This window comes from Myxococcota bacterium, from assembly GCA_039030075.1.
In the GTDB taxonomy this organism is placed as follows: Bacteria; Myxococcota_A; UBA9160; order UBA9160; family SMWR01; genus JAHEJV01.
Genome location: JBCCEW010000021.1, coordinates 25,730 through 42,371, shown reverse-complemented (window position 1 = coordinate 42,371; position 16,642 = coordinate 25,730). Strand labels below are relative to the sequence as shown.

Annotated in this window: 15 protein-coding genes; 7 read left to right on the top strand and 8 right to left on the bottom strand. The window is 69.4% G+C overall.

The genetic code is table 11. From position 1 onward, the window contains the following. Window positions 1-3: 3 nt before the first annotated feature. Both yihA and AAF430_19875 read right to left on the bottom strand, forming a co-directional pair. A complete protein-coding gene (gene yihA, locus AAF430_19880) occupies window positions 4-684 on the bottom strand; it encodes a ribosome biogenesis GTP-binding protein YihA/YsxC (protein ID MEM7412500.1) in 681 nt (226 codons plus the stop codon). Next, window positions 681-1,835 (bottom strand): aminotransferase class I/II-fold pyridoxal phosphate-dependent enzyme, encoded by a 1,155-nt coding sequence (locus AAF430_19875; protein ID MEM7412499.1) that lies wholly within the window; start codon window positions 1,833-1,835, stop codon window positions 681-683. The genes yihA and AAF430_19875 overlap by 4 nt, the downstream gene beginning before the upstream one ends. Before the next feature lie 125 nt (window positions 1,836-1,960). Here AAF430_19875 and AAF430_19870 point away from each other — a divergent pair, with 125 nt between their 5' ends. The 6 genes from AAF430_19870 (at window position 1,961) to AAF430_19845 (ending at window position 8,651) form a co-directional block, all read left to right on the top strand. Beyond that, window positions 1,961-2,416 carry a cytochrome c maturation protein CcmE gene (locus AAF430_19870; GenBank protein ID MEM7412498.1) on the top strand — a complete coding sequence of 152 codons (456 nt, stop codon included), beginning with the start codon at window positions 1,961-1,963 and terminating at the stop codon, window positions 2,414-2,416. A 110-nt stretch (window positions 2,417-2,526) separates the two neighbouring features. Further along, window positions 2,527-4,479 carry a heme lyase CcmF/NrfE family subunit gene (locus AAF430_19865; protein MEM7412497.1) on the top strand — a complete coding sequence of 651 codons (1,953 nt, stop codon included), beginning with the start codon at window positions 2,527-2,529 and terminating at the stop codon, window positions 4,477-4,479. After that, the gene (locus AAF430_19860) at window positions 4,476-6,257 is read left to right on the top strand and encodes a zinc ribbon domain-containing protein (GenBank protein ID MEM7412496.1); all 1,782 of its coding nucleotides are present in this window, start codon (window positions 4,476-4,478) and stop codon (window positions 6,255-6,257) included. Before AAF430_19865 ends, AAF430_19860 begins: the two co-directional genes overlap by 4 nt. Then, window positions 6,254-6,961, top strand: coding sequence for an ABC transporter ATP-binding protein (locus AAF430_19855; GenBank protein ID MEM7412495.1), 708 nt, complete (start codon window positions 6,254-6,256; stop codon window positions 6,959-6,961). The genes AAF430_19860 and AAF430_19855 overlap by 4 nt, the downstream gene beginning before the upstream one ends. Further along, a complete protein-coding gene (locus AAF430_19850; protein ID MEM7412494.1) occupies window positions 6,958-7,623 on the top strand; it encodes a heme exporter protein CcmB in 666 nt (221 codons plus the stop codon). Before AAF430_19855 ends, AAF430_19850 begins: the two co-directional genes overlap by 4 nt. A gap of 539 nt (window positions 7,624-8,162) precedes the next feature. Beyond that, window positions 8,163-8,651 carry a hypothetical protein gene (locus AAF430_19845; GenBank protein ID MEM7412493.1) on the top strand — a complete coding sequence of 163 codons (489 nt, stop codon included), beginning with the start codon at window positions 8,163-8,165 and terminating at the stop codon, window positions 8,649-8,651. On the opposite strand, the gene AAF430_19840 is transcribed toward AAF430_19845, so the two are convergent. The 6 genes from AAF430_19840 to AAF430_19815 form a co-directional block, all read right to left on the bottom strand. Next, entirely contained in the window at window positions 8,648-9,268 is a 621-nt protein-coding gene (locus AAF430_19840; GenBank protein MEM7412492.1) for an NUDIX domain-containing protein, read from the bottom strand. The genes AAF430_19845 and AAF430_19840 overlap by 4 nt on opposite strands. Window positions 9,269-9,275: 7 nt before the next feature. Continuing rightward, window positions 9,276-10,172, bottom strand: coding sequence for an ATP phosphoribosyltransferase (hisG, locus tag AAF430_19835; protein ID MEM7412491.1), 897 nt, complete (start codon window positions 10,170-10,172; stop codon window positions 9,276-9,278). 43 nt (window positions 10,173-10,215) lie between these two features. Further along, complete coding sequence (locus tag AAF430_19830) at window positions 10,216-12,885, bottom strand: 1-acyl-sn-glycerol-3-phosphate acyltransferase (protein ID MEM7412490.1); 2,670 nt, start codon at window positions 12,883-12,885, stop codon at window positions 10,216-10,218. 67 nt (window positions 12,886-12,952) lie between these two features. Continuing rightward, window positions 12,953-13,819, bottom strand: a complete 867-nt coding sequence (locus AAF430_19825; protein ID MEM7412489.1) for an SDR family NAD(P)-dependent oxidoreductase — start codon at window positions 13,817-13,819, stop codon at window positions 12,953-12,955. Window positions 13,820-13,889: 70 nt separating this feature from the next. Further along, window positions 13,890-14,741, bottom strand: coding sequence for a GNAT family N-acetyltransferase (locus tag AAF430_19820; GenBank protein ID MEM7412488.1), 852 nt, complete (start codon window positions 14,739-14,741; stop codon window positions 13,890-13,892). 9 nt (window positions 14,742-14,750) lie between these two features. After that, on the bottom strand, window positions 14,751-14,966 hold the full coding sequence (locus tag AAF430_19815; protein MEM7412487.1) for a biotin/lipoyl-binding carrier protein: 216 nt from the start codon (window positions 14,964-14,966) through the stop codon (window positions 14,751-14,753). Between the two features lie 134 nt (window positions 14,967-15,100). Between AAF430_19815 and ffh the strand changes: the two genes are divergently transcribed. Continuing rightward, window positions 15,101-16,603 carry a signal recognition particle protein gene (ffh, locus tag AAF430_19810; protein ID MEM7412486.1) on the top strand — a complete coding sequence of 501 codons (1,503 nt, stop codon included), beginning with the start codon at window positions 15,101-15,103 and terminating at the stop codon, window positions 16,601-16,603. The last annotated feature ends 39 nt before the right edge of the window (window positions 16,604-16,642 follow it).

Here is a 16,642-nt window from a genome sequence, read left to right as displayed (position 1 = left end):
CGCTCACTCCGCCGGCGGGTCGGTGGGGGGGGCGCTCGAGCGATCGGCGGCGGAACCGAGCCCAGTCGCCTCGTCGATCGCACGCCACAGGTCGACGAGCCCGATTCCGGCCTGGGCGGAGGTGGCGACGATACGATCGGCCGGAAGCTCCTTCGCCCCCTTCAACACGCGCACCCGCTGGGCGCGGCGCATCGGCTTCAGCTTGTCGCACTTCGTGAGCGCGACGAGGCTGGGCACCTCGCGCTCGCGCAGCCACTCGAGCAGCAGCGTCTCGTCTTCGCCCGGGTCGCGGCGCAGATCCTGGAGCAGCACGGCGAGGCGCAGGGTCTCGCGCTGGTCGAGGTAGGCCTCGATCCAGTCCTTCCACTGGGCGCGTTCGGTGCGCGCGACCTTTGCGTACCCGTAGCCCGGGAGATCCACGAACCACAGCTCGCCACTCGTGCGCTCCACGCGGAACCAGTTGAGCAGGCGGGTCTTCCCCGGCGTCGACGAGGTACGGGCCAGGGCTTTGCGGCCGACGAGGGCGTTCAGCAAGCTGGACTTCCCGACGTTCGAACGCCCGAGGAACGCGACCTCCGGCGGACCGGGCGCGGGAAAGCCGGAGGGCTTTGCGGCGCTCGTCAGGAGCTCGGCCTGCTTCACCCGTAGCTTCGGACGCGCGTCCTTCTTGCGCCGCGCGCTCACGCGAACTCCGGCATCACGCCCGCCAGCCGCTCCAGGGCGCCGTCGACGGTCGCCTCGGACACCGCGAAGGAGAAACGCAGCCACCCCTCACCGGCCTCGCCGAAGTCGAGCCCGGGACCGGCCCCGACCTGGGCGCGCTCGAGCAGGGCGAAGGCCAGGTCGACCGACCTGGATCCAAACGCGCGCGCGTCAGCGAACACGTAGAAGGCGCCGACCGGCGCCTGGGGAATCCGGAAGCCGAGCTCGCGCAAGCCGCCGACCAGGCGATCGCGGCGCGCGGCGAAGGCCGCGCACATCGCAGCGGTGGTGTCCGCGCCACCCTCGAGGGCACCGATGCCCGCGTGCTGCACGAAGCGATTCGCGGAGATGAAGAGGTTCTGCTGTAACACCTGGAGGTCGCGCATCGCGCCCTCGGGAGCGATCACCCACCCGAGCCGGAAGCCGGTCATCGCGTAGCGCTTCGAACAGCCGTCGAGGACGAAGGCGTCGTCGGTGATGGTCAGCGCCGACGTCGTGCGGACCCCGTCGTAGACCAGCCCGTCGTAGATCTCGTCGGACACCAGCGGCGGCCCGAGCCCGGCCAGCCCGCGCAGTGCGTCGGCGCTCTGGATCGCACCAGTCGGGTTCGCCGGGGACCCGACGATGATCGCCTTCGTGCGCGGCGTGATCGCCTCGGCGACCGCGTCGACGTCGAGGGCGTAGCCCCGCTCCGGATCGGTGGGCACGAACACCGGAACCCCGCCGCAGGAGCGCACGAAGGTCGGGTAGCAGGGGTAGTGGGGCGTCCCCATCACCACTTCGTCGCCGGGATCGATGAGGGCCGAGAACACGAGCAGCATCGCGGGCGAGGTGCCGCTCGTCACCAGGACGCGGTCGGGATCGACGGCCACGCCGTGGCGCTCCTCGGCGTCCCGCGCGATGGCGCAGCGCAGCTCGTGGAGGCCGCGGCTGTCCGTGTACTGGGTCTCCCCCGCGTCGAGGGCGGCGTGGCAGGCGGCCACGGCGGCCGGCGGCGGCGCGAACTGGGGCTCGCCGACCTCGAGGTGGAGCACCTCGGCGCCGTCCCGCTCCATGGCGAAGGCCCGCTCCATGACGTCCATCGCCAGGAAGGGCTGGATTTCGGCGAGCCGCTGGGCGGGCTTCGGGCGCATACCTCCGGGTAGCTGCGCGGGTTCTGCGTGTCAACGGCGGCCCACTTGCAAGTGCTTGTTTTTCGTAGGTTTCTGGACCGGCCTCGTTTTGCTGGAGCGAGACACCTCGGATATGCTCGACCTCGATGTCGAAGGGGTTCCAGGTAGCGGGGGGCGCGACGCTGATCGCGCTGCTCCTCGGTTGGTACGCGCTGAGCAATCTCGAAGCGGGTGCCTCCTTCACCTACTACCAATCGCTCGAAGAGTTCACCGCCTCGGTCGATGCCCAGGCGGGCCAGCCCGCCCGTGTGCACGGCTACGTCAGCGAGGGCACGATCGAGCGCGACGTCGGAAGCCGCAGCGTCCGCTTCGCCGTCCAGAACGAGCCGCCCCACGGCGGGGGCTCGTCCGAAGGCGCGATGGACGTAGTGTTCGCGAGCCTCGAGACCCCCGACCTCTTCAAGGACGGGGCCGAGGTCGTGCTCGAGGGACGACTGCTGCGGGAGGGCAGCATCGCGCGCGTCCACGCCGACAAGCTGTTGGCGAAGTGCCCCTCGAAGTTCGAAGGCCAGGAAGGCGGACCGCCGTCGACCGAGAGCTAGGACCGCACCCCGCGTCCACATAGCCCAGGCCTTGTCCACGCCCGTCGAGCGGGATGTCTGCTCGACTCCCTCCCGCCCCCCGTGAGCGCAGTGAGTGAGCCAGGAGCGGCATGTCCGAAATCGGAGCGATTTCTCTACGTCTTTCCCTGTTGATCGCCCTCGCCGGCTTCGTGGCGGCGATCTACGCGGGGATCAGCAAGCGCGCGGTCTGGACCCAGGTGTCCGAGCGCAGCGTGTACGTCGTGTTCTTCGGTGTCACATCGGCGATCGCAGCGCTCTTCGTCTCCTTCGCCCAGTTCGACTACCAGCTCGCCTACGTGGCGTCCCACTCGGCGCGCAGCATGCCCCTCCAATACCGTCTCGCGGCGCTGTGGGGTGGCCAGGCCGGCTCGCTGCTCTTGTGGTGCTGGATGCTGACGGCCTACGGCGCGGCGGCGGTCTGGTTCCACCGGGGCCGGGTGCGCACGCTGATGCCCTGGGTGGTCGCGGTGCTGTTCGCGAACACCCTGTTCTTCCTGGTGCTGCTCGTGGGCGTCACCGACCCCTTCGAGAAGCTGCCGCCGGGCCACGTCGCTTCCGACGGCAGCGGGCTGAACCCGCTGCTCCAACACCCGGTGATGATGATCCACCCGCTCATGCTCTACACGGGCATGGTCGGGTTCGTGGTGCCTTTCGCGTTCGCGCTGGCGGCGCTGATCACGGGCGACCTCTCGGCCACCTGGTTCCGCACCACGCGGCGCTGGACGCTCTTCCCCTGGCTCTTCCTGTCCATCGGGATCCTGCTCGGCGGTCGCTGGGCCTACGAGGTGCTCGGCTGGGGCGGCTACTGGGCCTGGGACCCGGTGGAGAACGCGTCGTTCATGCCCTGGCTCCCGGCCACGGCGTATCTGCACTCGGTGATGATCCAGGAAAAGCGCGACATGCTGAAGACCTGGAACCTGTTGCTCATCGGGCTCACCTACACGCTGTGTCTGTTCGGCACGTTCCTGACCCGGAGCGGCGTGGTGCAGTCGGTGCATGCCTTCGCCCAGACGCCGCTCTTCACCTCGGTCTTCCTCGGCTACGTGCTGGTCACCGCCTTCGTGTTCCTCGCCGCCGTGCTCTGGCGCCGTGAGGGGATCCGCAGCGAGAACCAGCTCGAGAGCCTCGTGTCGCGCGAGGCGAGCTTCCTGCTCAACAACTGGGTGTTCATCGCGATCCTGATGGTCGTGTTCTGGGGCACGATGTTCCCGGTCTTTTCCGAGGCCATCACCGGCAACCGCATCGCGGTGGGCCCGGTGTTCTTCAACACGATGAACGGCCCGCTCGCCCTGCTGCTGCTCTTCCTCACCGGCGTCGGGCCGCTGATCGCCTGGCGGCGTGCATCGGTCGCAAACCTGCGACGTCAGTTCGTGTGGCCGAGCGTCGCCTTCGGGGTGTCACTCGCCGTGCTCGCGGTCACCCTCGGTCGCGACCTGAGCTTCTACGCGATCGTCGCCTGGAGCCTCGCCGCCTTCGTGATCGGCACGGTCCTCCAGGAGTACATCCGCGCCGTGCGCGCGCGGACGCGGAAGGGCGAGGAAGGCGTGTTCGGCGCGCTCGGCTCTCTCTTGCGGAAGAACCAGCAGCGCTACGGCGGCTACATAGTGCACCTGGGCGTCGTGTTCGTGCTGATCGGCACCACCGGCTCGGTGCTCAACGAAGAGCGCCTCGAGAACGTCCGCCCCGGCGACTCCTTCGCCCTCGAGCCCTACCGCTTCGAGTACCGCACGGCACTGGCGAACCAGGCCCAGCACTACGGCGGCGCGCGCGCCCGCCTCGCGCTCTACCGCGGCGACGAGGGCCTCGTGACGATGGTGCCCGAGAAGCGCATGTACTGGCTCGAGCAGCAGCCGGCTTCGATCCCGTCGGTGTATTCGACCCTGCGCGAGGACGTGTACGTGATCCTCACGGCGATCGAGAACGACGGCTCCGCCACCTTCAAGGTGTACCGCAACCCGCTGGTCAACTGGATCTGGATCGGGGGCGTGGTGTTCGTGCTGGGCACGATCGCCGTGATGTGGCCGCACCCGGAGCGCCGATGACGCGCGTCGTCTGCTGCGCGGCCCTCGCTGCGCTCGCGCTGCTCGGTGCTTCGGTGGCGAGCGCCCAGGGCCCCGCCGACGTCCCGGCCGGGCCGGCCCGCGTCGTCGGGCAGCTGCTCCACGACACGCGCCCCGACGCCACCGCCGAAGTGGACGTCGTGCTCTACGCGCTGTCCGACGACGGGAGCGCTGGCCTGCGCCAAACCCGCACCGACACCGAGGGGCGTTTCGCCTTCGAGGGCATCTCGAACGCGCCGGGTGTCGTGTACCTGGTGGGTGCGCGTCCTGGCGACGTGCCCTTCGGCGAACGCTTTCGCTTCGAGGCGGGAAGCACCGAGCACCGCCTGAACCTGACGCTGTCGGACCCGAGCAGCGACGCGGGCGCCGCGGCGGTGAAGCGCCTCGATCTGCGCGTCGACCGTGCCTGCGACGAGCTGCGACTGGTGCACAGCTACACCGTCGTGAACCCGACCGACGCGGTGATCTTCGTTCCCGAGACGGCGCGCTCGGGTACCCGACCGCTCTTCGAGGCCGCGATCCCCGCGGATGCCCGCGGCTTCGAGTCGCTGCTCGAGCGTTCGGGGCTGGAGCGCGACGGCACGCGCGTGCAGTTCTGGGGACCGCTGTATCCGGGCAACCAGGAGATTCCCTTCGGCTACGGCCTGCCCCTCGACACCACCACCTGGGAGCTCGGGTTTCCGGCAGGCGCCCCGCCGGTGCAGATCCTGACACCGCAGGGCGTGGTCGATGCCCGCGCAGACGGCTTCATCCCGGGCGCTCCGGTCGAGCTCGAGGGCGCACCCTACGAGGTTCAGAGCGCCCCGGGCCTCGACGCGCGCGCCACGCTCCGCGTGGCGCTGGGCCTCGGCGAAGCGACCCAGTCCGCGCTGCGAACGACCCGCTCGGAATGGTGGATCGAGGTGGACGACGCGAGCCTCGAGGTGAACGAGCGACTCGAAGTGGAGGTCGACGACGACGCCGGGCTCCCGGCATCACCCGGGTCCCCGCTCTTCTGCCTGGCGCTGCCGCGGGAGGCCACCGGCCTGCGCTTCTCGAACGACCTGCTCGAAGCGGGCCTGCGTCGCGATCCGGGCGGCGCGCTCGCGCTCCACGGTCCGCTTCCGTCGGGCACCCGCCAGTGGGCACTCAGCTACCGGCTGCCCGCGACGGCGCGCGGCGGCGAGATCCAGCGCCGCTTCGATCGCGACCTGCCGCTGCTGTCGGTCCTGGTCGCGGACACCGGCGTGATTGCGGACACCGATCGGCTGCACCGACGCCGCTCGATCCGCTCGGGCGACCGCCTCTACCTCCACCTCGAGGCCTTCGCCCTGGAAGCGGGCGAGACCCTCGAGCTCGGCTTGCGCCGCACGACACCGAAGACGGGCGGTGGACGCTGGGCCGCCACGGGCTTCGCCCTACTCGCCGGACTCGCCGCGTTCGGGTTCCTGGCGGGCCCGCTGCGCGCCGAAGCGAGCGTCCTCGCAGCACGCGATCAGCAGGAAGACGACTCCCGCGAACTCGAGCGCGAGGCGATCCAGCGTTCCCTCGAGGACCTCGACGAAGACCTCGAGACCGGCAAACTGACCCAAGAGGACCACGCGGTCATGCGGCAGGGACTGCGCGCGCGCGCCGCGGCCCTCTTGCTCGAACGCCAGCCCCCCGCCGCTTCGGTCGCGCCGAAAACCACGGAGTGTCCGGCCTGTGGGGCCACGGTCGCCCCAGACGCGCGCTTCTGCAGCCAGTGCGGTACCTCGTTGAGTGTGACGGGAGACGCGTGAGCGAAGCGGCACTGGCAGCGCGGGGCGTGACGAAGCGCTTCGGGCGCGCCGCCGCACTGCGAGAGATCGATCTCGAGGTGCCGCCCGGAAGCTGCCTCGCCGTGGTCGGCCCCAACGGTGCCGGGAAGTCGACTCTCCTGCGGCTGTGGGCCGGCCTGGCGCGTCCCAGCAGCGGCGAGGCCCGGGTGGCGGACCTGCCGGCCACCCATCGCGAATCGCGCGCCCGGGTGGGCTACCTCGGCCACGCATCGCTGCTGTCGCCACCGCTCACGGTGCGGGAGAACCTGCTCTTCACCGCCCGACTCTATGGGGTCCCATGCCCCGACGAGCGGGTCGCGGCGCTGCTCGAGAGCGACGCGCTCGCCGACATCGCGGCTCGCCGCGCCGACGCCCTCTCGCGCGGGCAGGCCCAGCGCGCGGCGATCGCGCGGAGCCGGGTCCACGAGCCCAGCGTCCTGCTGCTCGACGAGCCCTACACCGGCCTCGATCGCGGCGCTGCGGCGCAGCTGACCCAGCGGCTCGGGCAGCTGCGCGAAGCGGGCGTCACGGCGGTCCTGGTGACCCATGACCTCGACGCGGTCCAGGCCCTCGCCGACAACGCCGCGGTGCTCGAGACGGGGCGGCTGGTCTGGACCGGCGCCGCCCGGTCCGGGGAGCTCGAGCGCGCGTTCGAGGCGGCCCTCGAGCGGGGGCGCGCCGCGTGAACGTCTTCTGGGCGATTCTCTGGAAGGACCTTGTCACGGAATGGCGCAGCCGCGATCGCGCCATCGCGATGGCGATGTTCGCGATGCTCGTGGTGGTGATCCTGCAGTTCGCCCTCCCGGGCGGCGCCCGGCCCCAGAACCAGGCGCTGGCCCCTGCGCTCTTGTGGGTGACCAGCGTGTTCGCCGCCCTGTTGGGTCTGAACCGCGCTTTCGCGATGGAGCTTGAGAACGACGCGCTGTCGGCGCTCGCCCTGGTGCCCGCCGACCGGGGCTGGGTCGGCCTGGGGAAGGCGGCTGCGAGTTTCCTGATCCTGTTTGTCGTTCAGGTGCTTGCCGCCACCGTGTTCGCGCTCTTCTTCAACCTCGACTGGCGGCCGGTGGCACTGCCCCTGGCGGGCATCGGGGCGCTGGGCGCGCTCGGCCTGTGCAGCGTAGGCACCTTGTTCGGCGCGATGGCCGTGCGCACCCGCTATCGCGAGGTGATGTTGCCTCTCCTGCTGCTTCCGCTGTTGGTTCCCGTGATCTCTGGAGCCGTCCGGGCCACCAGCGGCCTGCTCGAGAGCGGATCGATCCCCTTCGAACCCCTGCAGCTCCTGCTCATTACTGATACGGCGTTCGTGATTCTGTCCTTCCTGGGCTTCGACTACGTGCTGGACGAGTGAGTCACGCGCGACGGCTGCGCGAAAAGTGTTGTGCGTTCCCGGTGTTGGATGCGCACCTCCGCACTGCGCAAGATGGCGGTTGACAACGCCGTGACAGCGGAAGTAAACACCCGGTTAGTCCTTTCGGACCCAAGATCTGGTAGCGACCCACCCACGCACGGACCGACTGGAGGCGACGCCAACCCCACCCCCCTCCGGGGGCGCGTGTGCTCTCACTGAGACATTTTCTTCACGCTTCGAAGATCCAGGCGGCAGAACACGGTAGAGGCCTTCCCACCCGAGTCGGGCCACCGCCATCCTTGCTCCTGATGTCCCCTGCTCACGAGCACGCAAGCTTCCCGCAGATCCCCTTCTAGAGGGGTGGTATCGCCTCGTTTCGAGCTCTGCCGGGCGGCCTCCACCAGGCTTTGGCACATGGCTTGCGAATCCCCCTCCGCAAGGGCCCGAGTGGGGTTCGATGATTTCTCCGCAGTGCACAGGCGCTGCGGCACCCAGGGCCCAACCCCCCAGGAGGCGGCCCGAGGCAAGGGATGGCAAGCATGAAGCGAGGCGTCGGGTACTGCGAGAACACCGACTGTGAGGACTACGCCAAGGGCGTATTCCTCCTGAACCACGGGGACACCTTCTATTGCCCGCGCTGCCGGCAGCTGGGCAAGGTCGAGAAGGAACGCGGGTTCTACACGGGCAACACGGACATCTTCAAAGAGGTCCGCGTCGAGTACAACTTCGATCCGATCAACAGCGTGTACCGCGAGATCGCGATCGTCCGCGACGAGAGTCTGTGGGGACGCAACAACGTCTACACGCTCCAGTCGCCCCTCATCAAGACGGAGAAGCGGGCCCTGAAGGTCGCCGAGGCCATCCTCGCGAACCTCAACCGGTACCGCGGTCTGCTGAACGGGGACGACATCCCGCGGACCACCGAGATCATCCTGTCCTTCGATGAGCCCTTCGAGGACTTCTCGCGGAAGCTCGAGCAGCTCTCGCGCGAGTGGGAGGCCAGTGGCCTCCGTGAGGACCAGCGCTAGGGCCTGCTGGCGCGTCCTGCCGAGTCCGATCCCAGCGCCCCCGAGCCCAGGCTCGGGGGCGTATCTCGTTCGGGGCCTCGCCAGCGCATGGCGAGATCGATCGCCATCCCGGCGAGGATGTGACGCCAGCCCTGGTGCTCGTGCTGCTCGACCGGCTCGGGCCGCGCGGCCAGCGCATCGGCGAGCGGCCCGCGATACCAGGGGAACAGGGTCGGCGGCAGCGCGTTCGGCGAGAACCAGGCGAGCGCGGGGGTCTCGGCGCTCGGCGCGAGTTCGCCTCCCCTCACCTCGCAGCGGTGGACACGCGCGCAGTGGGGCCGAAATCCGCTCCGGTGGTAGTCACCGACGTGGGCGATGGCCTCCACCTCGAGCCCGGTCTCCTCGCGCACCTCGCGCTGCACGGCCTCGGCGGTCGTCTCTCCCGGCAGCGCCGCGCCACCGGGCAGCTCCCAGCCCTGGAGATCGTGGCGCACGGTGAGCAAGACGCCCTCGGGACCGAGCACGACGGCCTGGTGCACGGTCAGCGGATCCCGCTCGACGCGCGGCGAGACGAGCCCCCACCAGGCGAGCCTCAGGTAGCTCGGCAGACAGGCGGCGAGCCGGGCCCCACGCCCCATCGCGGCGTCAGTCGATGATCTTCGACAGGGGGTATTCGACGATGCCGCGAGCGCCGGCCTCGCGGAGCCGCGGCAGCAGCTCCTTCACCTGACGCTCCTCGATCACCGTGTTGATCGCGGTCCAGCGGTCGTCGGCCAACGTCGAGACGGTCGGCGTTCCCAACGCGGGCAGGAGCGAAAGGATCGTCTCGAGCTTCGCCTGAGGCACGTTCATCATCAGACCGACCCGATCCGCGGCCGTGATGGCGCCCTTGAGCAGCAACACCACCCGCTCCATCACGGCGCGGCGCGCGTCGTCGGCCCAGGCGTCGCGGTTGGCGATGAAACGCGGCGTGCTCTCGAGCACCGTGTCGATCACGCGCAGGTTGTTCGCGCGGAGGCTCGAACCCGTTTCGGTGACGTCGACGATCGCGTCGGCCAACAGCGGCGGCTTCACCTCGGTCGCGCCCCAGGAGAACTCCACCTCGGCCTTCACCTTGTGCTGCCGCAGGTAGCGCTTCGTGAGGTTGATGACCTCGGTCGCGATGCGCTTGCCGTCGAGATCCTTCGGATTCTTGATCGGCGAGCCCTCTTTGACCGCGACCACCCAGCGCACCGGGTTGTAGTTCGGCCACGGCGCGCGGAGGTCGGCCACCTCCTTCACCTTCGCCCGGTTCTCCAGGGTCCAGTCGATCCCGGTGATGCCCGCGTCGAGCACGCCCTGCTGGACGTAGCGCGCCATCTCCTGGGCGCGGATCAGGACGCACTCGATCTCGGGATCGTCGATGTCCGGGTAGTAGGAGCGCGATTGGATGCGGAGGTCGAAACCCGCCAGCGAGAAGAGCTTCTGCGTCGTCTCCTGGAGACTTCCCTTCGGAAGTCCGAGGCGGAGCACCGTACCGGCTCCCTTCCTTGCCTTGACCATATGCACCCTGTGGTTTCGCGCCCCGAAAGCGGGGCGGCGGAGCCTACCGGGAGGGGAGCGCGGTCGCCAACTGCTCGCGCAGCGCGGCCAGCTGATCCCACTGCGGCCCGCGCTCGTAGAGCGGATCGCGCGCAGTCGGCGCGCCCTCGGCGGCCGCCAGGATGCCGCGGCGCAGGAGCAGGTCGACGGCATTGCCGAAAGTCACCGGGTTGCTCGCCTCGGGCATGCCCGCTTCGCCCAAGAGCTCGGAGCGCTCGAACTGCTCGGAGATGCGTTTGCGTAGGGCTTTCCGACCGATCGGCTCGTCGAGTCGCGCGATTGCCGCGAAGGCGACCTGGTAGCCCTCGACCACCGAGCGCGTCTGCTCGGCCAGGAACGCCAGATGCGACGCGCCGGCCTCGGTGGCCCGCCAGGCGCCGCCATCGTCCTGGATCCAGCCGCGGTCCGCGAACTGCCGGAGCAGCAGATCGATGTGCTCGCAGGTGCGGGGATCACGCCGCGCGAAGAACTCGCCGTAGAAGAGGTCGAGCCACGCGTCGAGACGGGCGTCGATCTCGGCGCGGCTGCCCCCGACCCCGAGTTCCCGGGCGAGGAAGCTCGGCACGGCGAGGAAGTGCTGGATCGTGTTGCGGTAGATGTCGAGCGCGCGGCGACGGCCCGGCTCGAAGAACAGGATCTCGCCGCGGGCGTCCTCGGCTTTGCGAATCAGGTCCATGCGCAGGAGCGACGCGATCGACACCGAAAAGTCGCCTTCGTCGCGCAGCAGGGACGGCGTGAGCTTCACGTCCATGATGCGCAGCACGTCCACCAGCTGCTGCATCCGCAGCGCGAGATCCTCGCGGAAGAGACCGCGGCGTTCGTCGCCGAGCAGCGCACAGGCCGCGACGCTGGTCGCGTGGGGAACCACCGAGCGATTGATGCCCTCGACGATCTCGTTGCCGAGGGTCACGACGAAGTCGCGACGAGCCTGGACGCCGGCGTCGTCCTCACGCGCGATCAGCGCGCGGCGATCGCCCATCGCGTCCGCCAATGAAATCGGCTCGCCGACGTTCACGAAGACCGACCCGAAGCGTCGCTGCAGGAAACGCCAGGCCCGCACCAGACCGAGCATGCTCTCTTCGGACTTCTCGGCGCCTTCCAGCTCGCCGACCATCGCCCCTTCTTCCACCAGCCGCTCGTAGGTGAGCGCCAGGGGAACGAAGAGCAGATCGCGACGGCCACTCGCCAGGAAGGCCTCGACGTCCCAGGCGAGCATGCCGAGGCGCGGCGGCAGCGTCTTCCCGGTGCGCGAGCGTCCGCCCTCGATGAAGAACTCCTGGGTGAAGCCTTCCTTGATGAGATACGAGACGTAGGTTCGGAACACCGCCTTGTAGAGCGGGTCGTCGAAGGACTTGCGCAGGAAGAAGGCGCCCGCCCGGCGCCACAGGAAGCCGAAGGGGCCGAAGGCCATGTTGTCCCGCGCCGCGATGTGGGGCGGGACCATGTGGCGACGGTAGAAGAGCACCGAGATGATGAGGAAGTCGAAGTAGGACCGATGCGTCGGCACCAGGACGATCGGATCCCGGCGCGACGCCTCGCGCACCTTCTCCATCCCCGAGTCTTCCACCTGCACGAACAGGCGCTTGATCACCGCGCCGACCAGGATGTCGAGGATCGCGAGGAAGGTGGAGCTCATGTTGGCCGCGACTTCGCGGAAGAGCTTCTCGGCCTGGACCTGCGCGCGTTCCTCCGAGACCTTGTTCTCTGCGGCGTACTCGGCGGCCGCAGCGCGCACGGCGGGAGAACGCACCACCGTGTCCTGCACGCGGTAGAGGGGCTGCAGCACGGGACCCTCGACGACGCGCTCCTCGCGATACAGGTAGGAGAGCAGCGTGCGCCGGATGACCCGGGCCAACGCCTGCGGCGTGGGCTCGCTGCGCGTGGCCAGGAAGGCCGGCACGTCGATCGCTTCGCCCACCTTCACGTGGATGCCGCGGTAGGTGGTCAGGAACGACAGCACCTTCGCCACGTCGTTGGGACGGGTGAGCGCTCCGTAGGAGAGGTTGAGGAAGCGCCGACGGGCGCGCGGCCCCTTGCGCCAGAAGAGCGCCAGCGGCACCACGTGAACGGGCCGGCCCGAACTCTGGGCGGCGGCCACCACCTCGGTCAGCAGATCGCGCTCCTGACGGCTCTGCTCGATGGCGCCCTGTCGTCCACGCAACCGCGGCTGCAGTCGCGCCGTGCGCAGGAACAGGAAGAAGGAGCCGCCCTCTCGCGTCAGCTCCCGACAGTACTCACGCGCCCGGACGAGTTCGACGTCCTGGGGTACGCCGCGGGGACGGCCACGCAGGGTCCGCCATGCGTCGCGCAGCGGGCGGTAGTACCAGAAGCGAATGCCGTTGGCGAAGCTCGAGAGCCGCAGCCCTTCGTGGCGGAACAACGTGTTGAACAGGAAGTAGTCGAGCCGACTCGCGTAGCGCATCACGTACACGACGGCGCCCCGACTCTCGAGGTCTCGCAGCGTCGCGACGGTCCCCTCGTCCAGGTCGAAGCGCTCGAAGAAGCGCTTCGCGAAGAAGCGGAAGAACAGATTGAAGCGCGGCGTCATCGCCGTCAGAGGATCGGCGCGCGGGCCTTCCTCCGACGCGGACGTGCGCGGCGACGGCGTCTCGAGGGCTTCGGAGTCCGGAGCCTCCGCGTCGGGAGGCGCGGAACCGGGAGCGTGTTCCGGCATGGAGGGAAGCTAGCGGACCCTACGCGTGCACGGGCGATTCCCGCCGTGCAGCACGCGCTGCCCGTCCCTACTCGGGCAGCAGGATCTCCCCGGGCTTCATGTCCGCTGCGATCTCCTCCGGCGTCCAGAGCCCACCGTCGGTGTCCTTCGTCTTACCCGTGTGGGTGACCACCTTCATCTCGGCGATCCGGCCGCCGCCGACGTAGAAGGTCTTTCCGGTGAGATCCTTCGCCCGATCGCTGGCCAGGTAGACGATCAGCGGCGAGACGAGCCCCGGGTTCATCTTCGCCTTCATCGACTCGTTGTCCTTGAAGCCCGGCAGATCGTCGGTGAGTCGGGTCAGCGCCACCGGGGCGAGGATGTGCACACGCACGCCGTACTTCTGCCCCTCGATCGCCAGGCAGCGCGAGAAGCCCGCGATGCCCGCCTTCGCGGCGCCGTAGTTGCACTGGCCGAAGTTCCCGTTGAGCCCCGAGGTCGAGGAGGTGTTGATGATCACCCCGCCCTGCCCGCTCTCCTTCATGTGGTTGTAGACCGCATGGGTCACGCAGTAGGTACCCTTCAGGTGGACCTTCACGACGATGTCCCAGAGGTCCTCGGTGGTGTTCGCGAAGGACTTGTCGCGCAGGATGCCGGCGTTGTTCACGAGAACGTCGACGCGCTCGAACGCGGACACCGCGGCCTGAAGGATGTTCTGCCCCCCCTCGACGGTCGAGACGTCGTCGTAGTTCGCGGCCGCCTCGCCGCCCGCGGCGCGAATCTCTTCGACCACCTGGTCGGCCATCGCGCTACCGGCGCCGGTCCCGTCACGGGAACCGCCGAGATCGTTCACGACCACCGAGGCGCCTTCACCGGCGAGCGCGAGTGCATGCTCCCGCCCGATGCCACCACCGGCTCCCGTCACGATCGCCACTTTGCCGTCGAGCCAACCCATGTGCGCCTCCGTCTTCGTTTCGGCGCACACTAGCCGAGAAGCGCGCAGCGGAGAAGCCGAAAGGCCGGGCCTAGGTGAAGAGGATCGTGCGCAGCCGCCCGTAGGGCTTGAAACCGAGCCCCTCGTAGAGCCGGCGCGCGGGGTCGTTGCCGTCGACGACCGCCAACTGCACGTGGTCGCCGCCGGCAGCAAAGGTCTCGCGGCAGAGGGCCGACGTGCCGAGGGCGGCGAATCCCTGACGGCGCGCCTCGGGCCAGGTGTAGATGCCCTGCAGAAGCCAGCCCTCGGCGGAGCGCACGTCCGCGTAGCCCACGAACACCACGCCGGCCTCGGTCTCGAGCAATCGCGCTCGGGCCACGCGGCCCGCCACCCAGCGGCGGAAGCCCCGGGCGTCGCCGCGGAAGGGGTCGGGACGCCCCTCTTCGCGCAGGCTCTCGCGCGCGGCGAAGACCAGGTCATCGAGATCGCGCGAGTCGGCTCCGCGGGCGATCGCCTCGGGCGAGGCCGGGCTGAGACATGCCGAGTTGGGATCGACCGCAAAGCAGGTCTCGAGTCGGTCCACCCAGATCCGGTGGCGCCGGCGCCGTCGGATGAACGACCACAGCCGCTCGATCGGCGCCGGATCGCCCTTCAGCAAGCCGACCTGGAGGTCCTCGAGGTAGGGAGCCAACAGGTCGAGGGCGGCGCCCGGGAAGTCCGCATCGACGGCCACGATCGGACGCAGCGCGGCGACTCCGACGAGTTCGGCACCGGCGTACAGGCCGAGCAGCTCGGCGGCCATCTCTCCGGGCGCCGGGGCCTCGCCGAAACGGCGCACCAGATCGAGGAGCAGCAGGTTGTCGCGAGCCCGCCCCTGGAGCAGCGCGACGGCGGCGGGGAGGCCGGCCGCAGTGAGCGAGCGGATCTTCCAATCCGCGATCACGCGCGTGCCTCAGTCCAGCACGACCAGCACCGCACCCTCTTCGATGCTGTCGCCCTCGGCCACCCGGATCTCGGCGACCCGTCCCGCGCAGGGCGCCTCGACGGGAATCTCCATCTTCATCGACTCGAGGATCAGCAGCACGTCCTCCTCCTCGACCGATGCTCCCACTGCGGTCTCGAGTTTCCAGACGTTTCCAGCGATCTCGGCTTCGACTTCCGTGGGCATCCCGCTGACCGTTCCCCGTTTCGCAGCGCGGCACCGCACTGGCTCGTGTTCGCCGTCACGACGCGTTTCGCGCCGTTCCGGGACGGTTTGGAGTGGTCACCCAGCATAGCCTCGCCGCGCTACTCTCCGCCCCCATGCTCGAGACCCTCACCCAAGGGTTCACCGCTGCGCGCGAACGTCTTTCCGGCGTCCGCGAACTCAGCGAGGAGAACATCTCGGACGCGCTGCGGGACGTCCGCATGTCGCTGCTGGAAGCCGACGTCGACCTGTCGGTGGTGCGCGACTTCCTCGCCCGTGTGAAGGAGCGCGCTCTCGGCGAGAAGGTCGAGACCCGGGTCCGCAACGCCGCGGGGAAGTTGGTCAAGGTCAACCCGAGCCAGCACTTCGTCCGCGCCTGCGAAGAAGAGCTCGTCGCGCTGATGGGGCCGGTGGACACCTCCCTCGCACGGGAGCGTGGCACCACCTCGATCATGCTGGTCGGCCTGCAGGGCGTCGGCAAGACGACCATCGCCGGCAAGCTCGCTCGCCACCTCGAGAAGGGCGGCCGTCGCCCGCTGCTCGTCGCGGCGGACGTCTACCGCCCGGCGGCCGTCCAACAGCTCCAGACGCTCGGCAAACAGCTCGGGGTGCCGGTGCACGCCGGTGCCGAGGGCGAGAAGCCCGCCGCGATCTGCGCCGCCGGCGCCGCGCGCGCGAAGTCGGAAGGCTTCAACGCGATCATCTACGACACCGCCGGACGTCTCGCGATCGACGACGCCCTGATGGAGGAGCTCGAGGAGATCACGGGCGCCACCGAGCCGGCGAACACGCTGTTGGTGTGCGACTCGCTGATGGGCCGCGACGCCGTCAACGTCGCGAAGGCGTTCTCCGAACGGCTCTCCCTCGACGGGCTGATCCTCACCAAGCTCGACGGCGACGCCCGTGGCGGCGCCGCCCTCGCGATCAAGTCGGTCACCGGCGTCCCCATCAAGTTCCTCGGAACCGGCGAGACCCTCGACCGGCTCGAGGAGTTCCGACCCGAAGGGTTGGCGTCGCGCATCCTCGGGATGGGCGACATCGTCGGCCTCGTCAAGGACTTCGAAGAGGTCGTCGACGAGAAGGAGGCAGAAGCCGACGCCGAGCGGCTGTTGAAGGGTAAGTTCGGGCTCGACGACCTGCTCAAGCAGCTGAAGATGGTCCAGAAGCTGGGGCCACTTCGCGAAGTGGTGTCGAAGCTGCCGATGTTCGGGCAGCTGGCCGACCAGGTCGAAGAATCCCAGCTCAAGCGGGTCGAGGCGATCATCGGCTCGATGACCCCCGGCGAACGCAAGCAGCCCGACATCATCGACAAGAGTCGGGCGCGGCGGATCGCGCGGGGCTGCGGACGCCGCAGCTCGGACGTGCGCGAGCTCTTGAAGCGCTTCGGCGAGATGCGCGAGATGATGTCGGCACTGGGTTCGGGCGGGGGCCTGCTGTCGAAGATTCCGGGAATGGGCCAACTGGCCGGGGCCGGGGGGCTGGATCCCAGCGCCCTGCTCGGCGGTGGGGGTGGCCGGGCGTCGGGGCCCAATCAGCGGACCCTGGCGAAGCGCCGCACCCAGCAGAACAAGAAGCGGAAGCAGGCCCGGAAATCCCGGAAGAAGAACCGGAAGCGCTGATCCCCACGGGGAACACAGTTGCGGCGGTTCGGGGGATCC

Excerpts from the sequence above, each read along its gene's own strand:
- ffh (MEM7412486.1), top strand. The coding sequence starts at position 15,101 with ATGCTCGAGACCCTCACCCAAGGGTTCACCGCTGCGCGCGAACGTCTT.
- AAF430_19870 (MEM7412498.1), top strand. The coding sequence starts at position 1,961 with ATGTCGAAGGGGTTCCAGGTAGCGGGGGGCGCGACGCTGATCGCGCTG.
- AAF430_19865 (MEM7412497.1), top strand. The coding sequence starts at position 2,527 with ATGTCCGAAATCGGAGCGATTTCTCTACGTCTTTCCCTGTTGATCGCC.
- AAF430_19860 (MEM7412496.1), top strand. The coding sequence starts at position 4,476 with ATGACGCGCGTCGTCTGCTGCGCGGCCCTCGCTGCGCTCGCGCTGCTC.
- AAF430_19825 (MEM7412489.1), bottom strand. The coding sequence starts at position 13,819 with ATGGGTTGGCTCGACGGCAAAGTGGCGATCGTGACGGGAGCCGGTGGT.
- hisG (MEM7412491.1), bottom strand. The coding sequence starts at position 10,172 with ATGGTCAAGGCAAGGAAGGGAGCCGGTACGGTGCTCCGCCTCGGACTT.
- AAF430_19845 (MEM7412493.1), top strand. The coding sequence starts at position 8,163 with ATGAAGCGAGGCGTCGGGTACTGCGAGAACACCGACTGTGAGGACTAC.
- AAF430_19875 (MEM7412499.1), bottom strand. The coding sequence starts at position 1,835 with ATGCGCCCGAAGCCCGCCCAGCGGCTCGCCGAAATCCAGCCCTTCCTG.
- AAF430_19815 (MEM7412487.1), bottom strand. The coding sequence starts at position 14,966 with ATGCCCACGGAAGTCGAAGCCGAGATCGCTGGAAACGTCTGGAAACTC.
- AAF430_19830 (MEM7412490.1), bottom strand. The coding sequence starts at position 12,885 with ATGCCGGAACACGCTCCCGGTTCCGCGCCTCCCGACGCGGAGGCTCCG.
- AAF430_19840 (MEM7412492.1), bottom strand. The coding sequence starts at position 9,268 with ATGGGGCGTGGGGCCCGGCTCGCCGCCTGTCTGCCGAGCTACCTGAGG.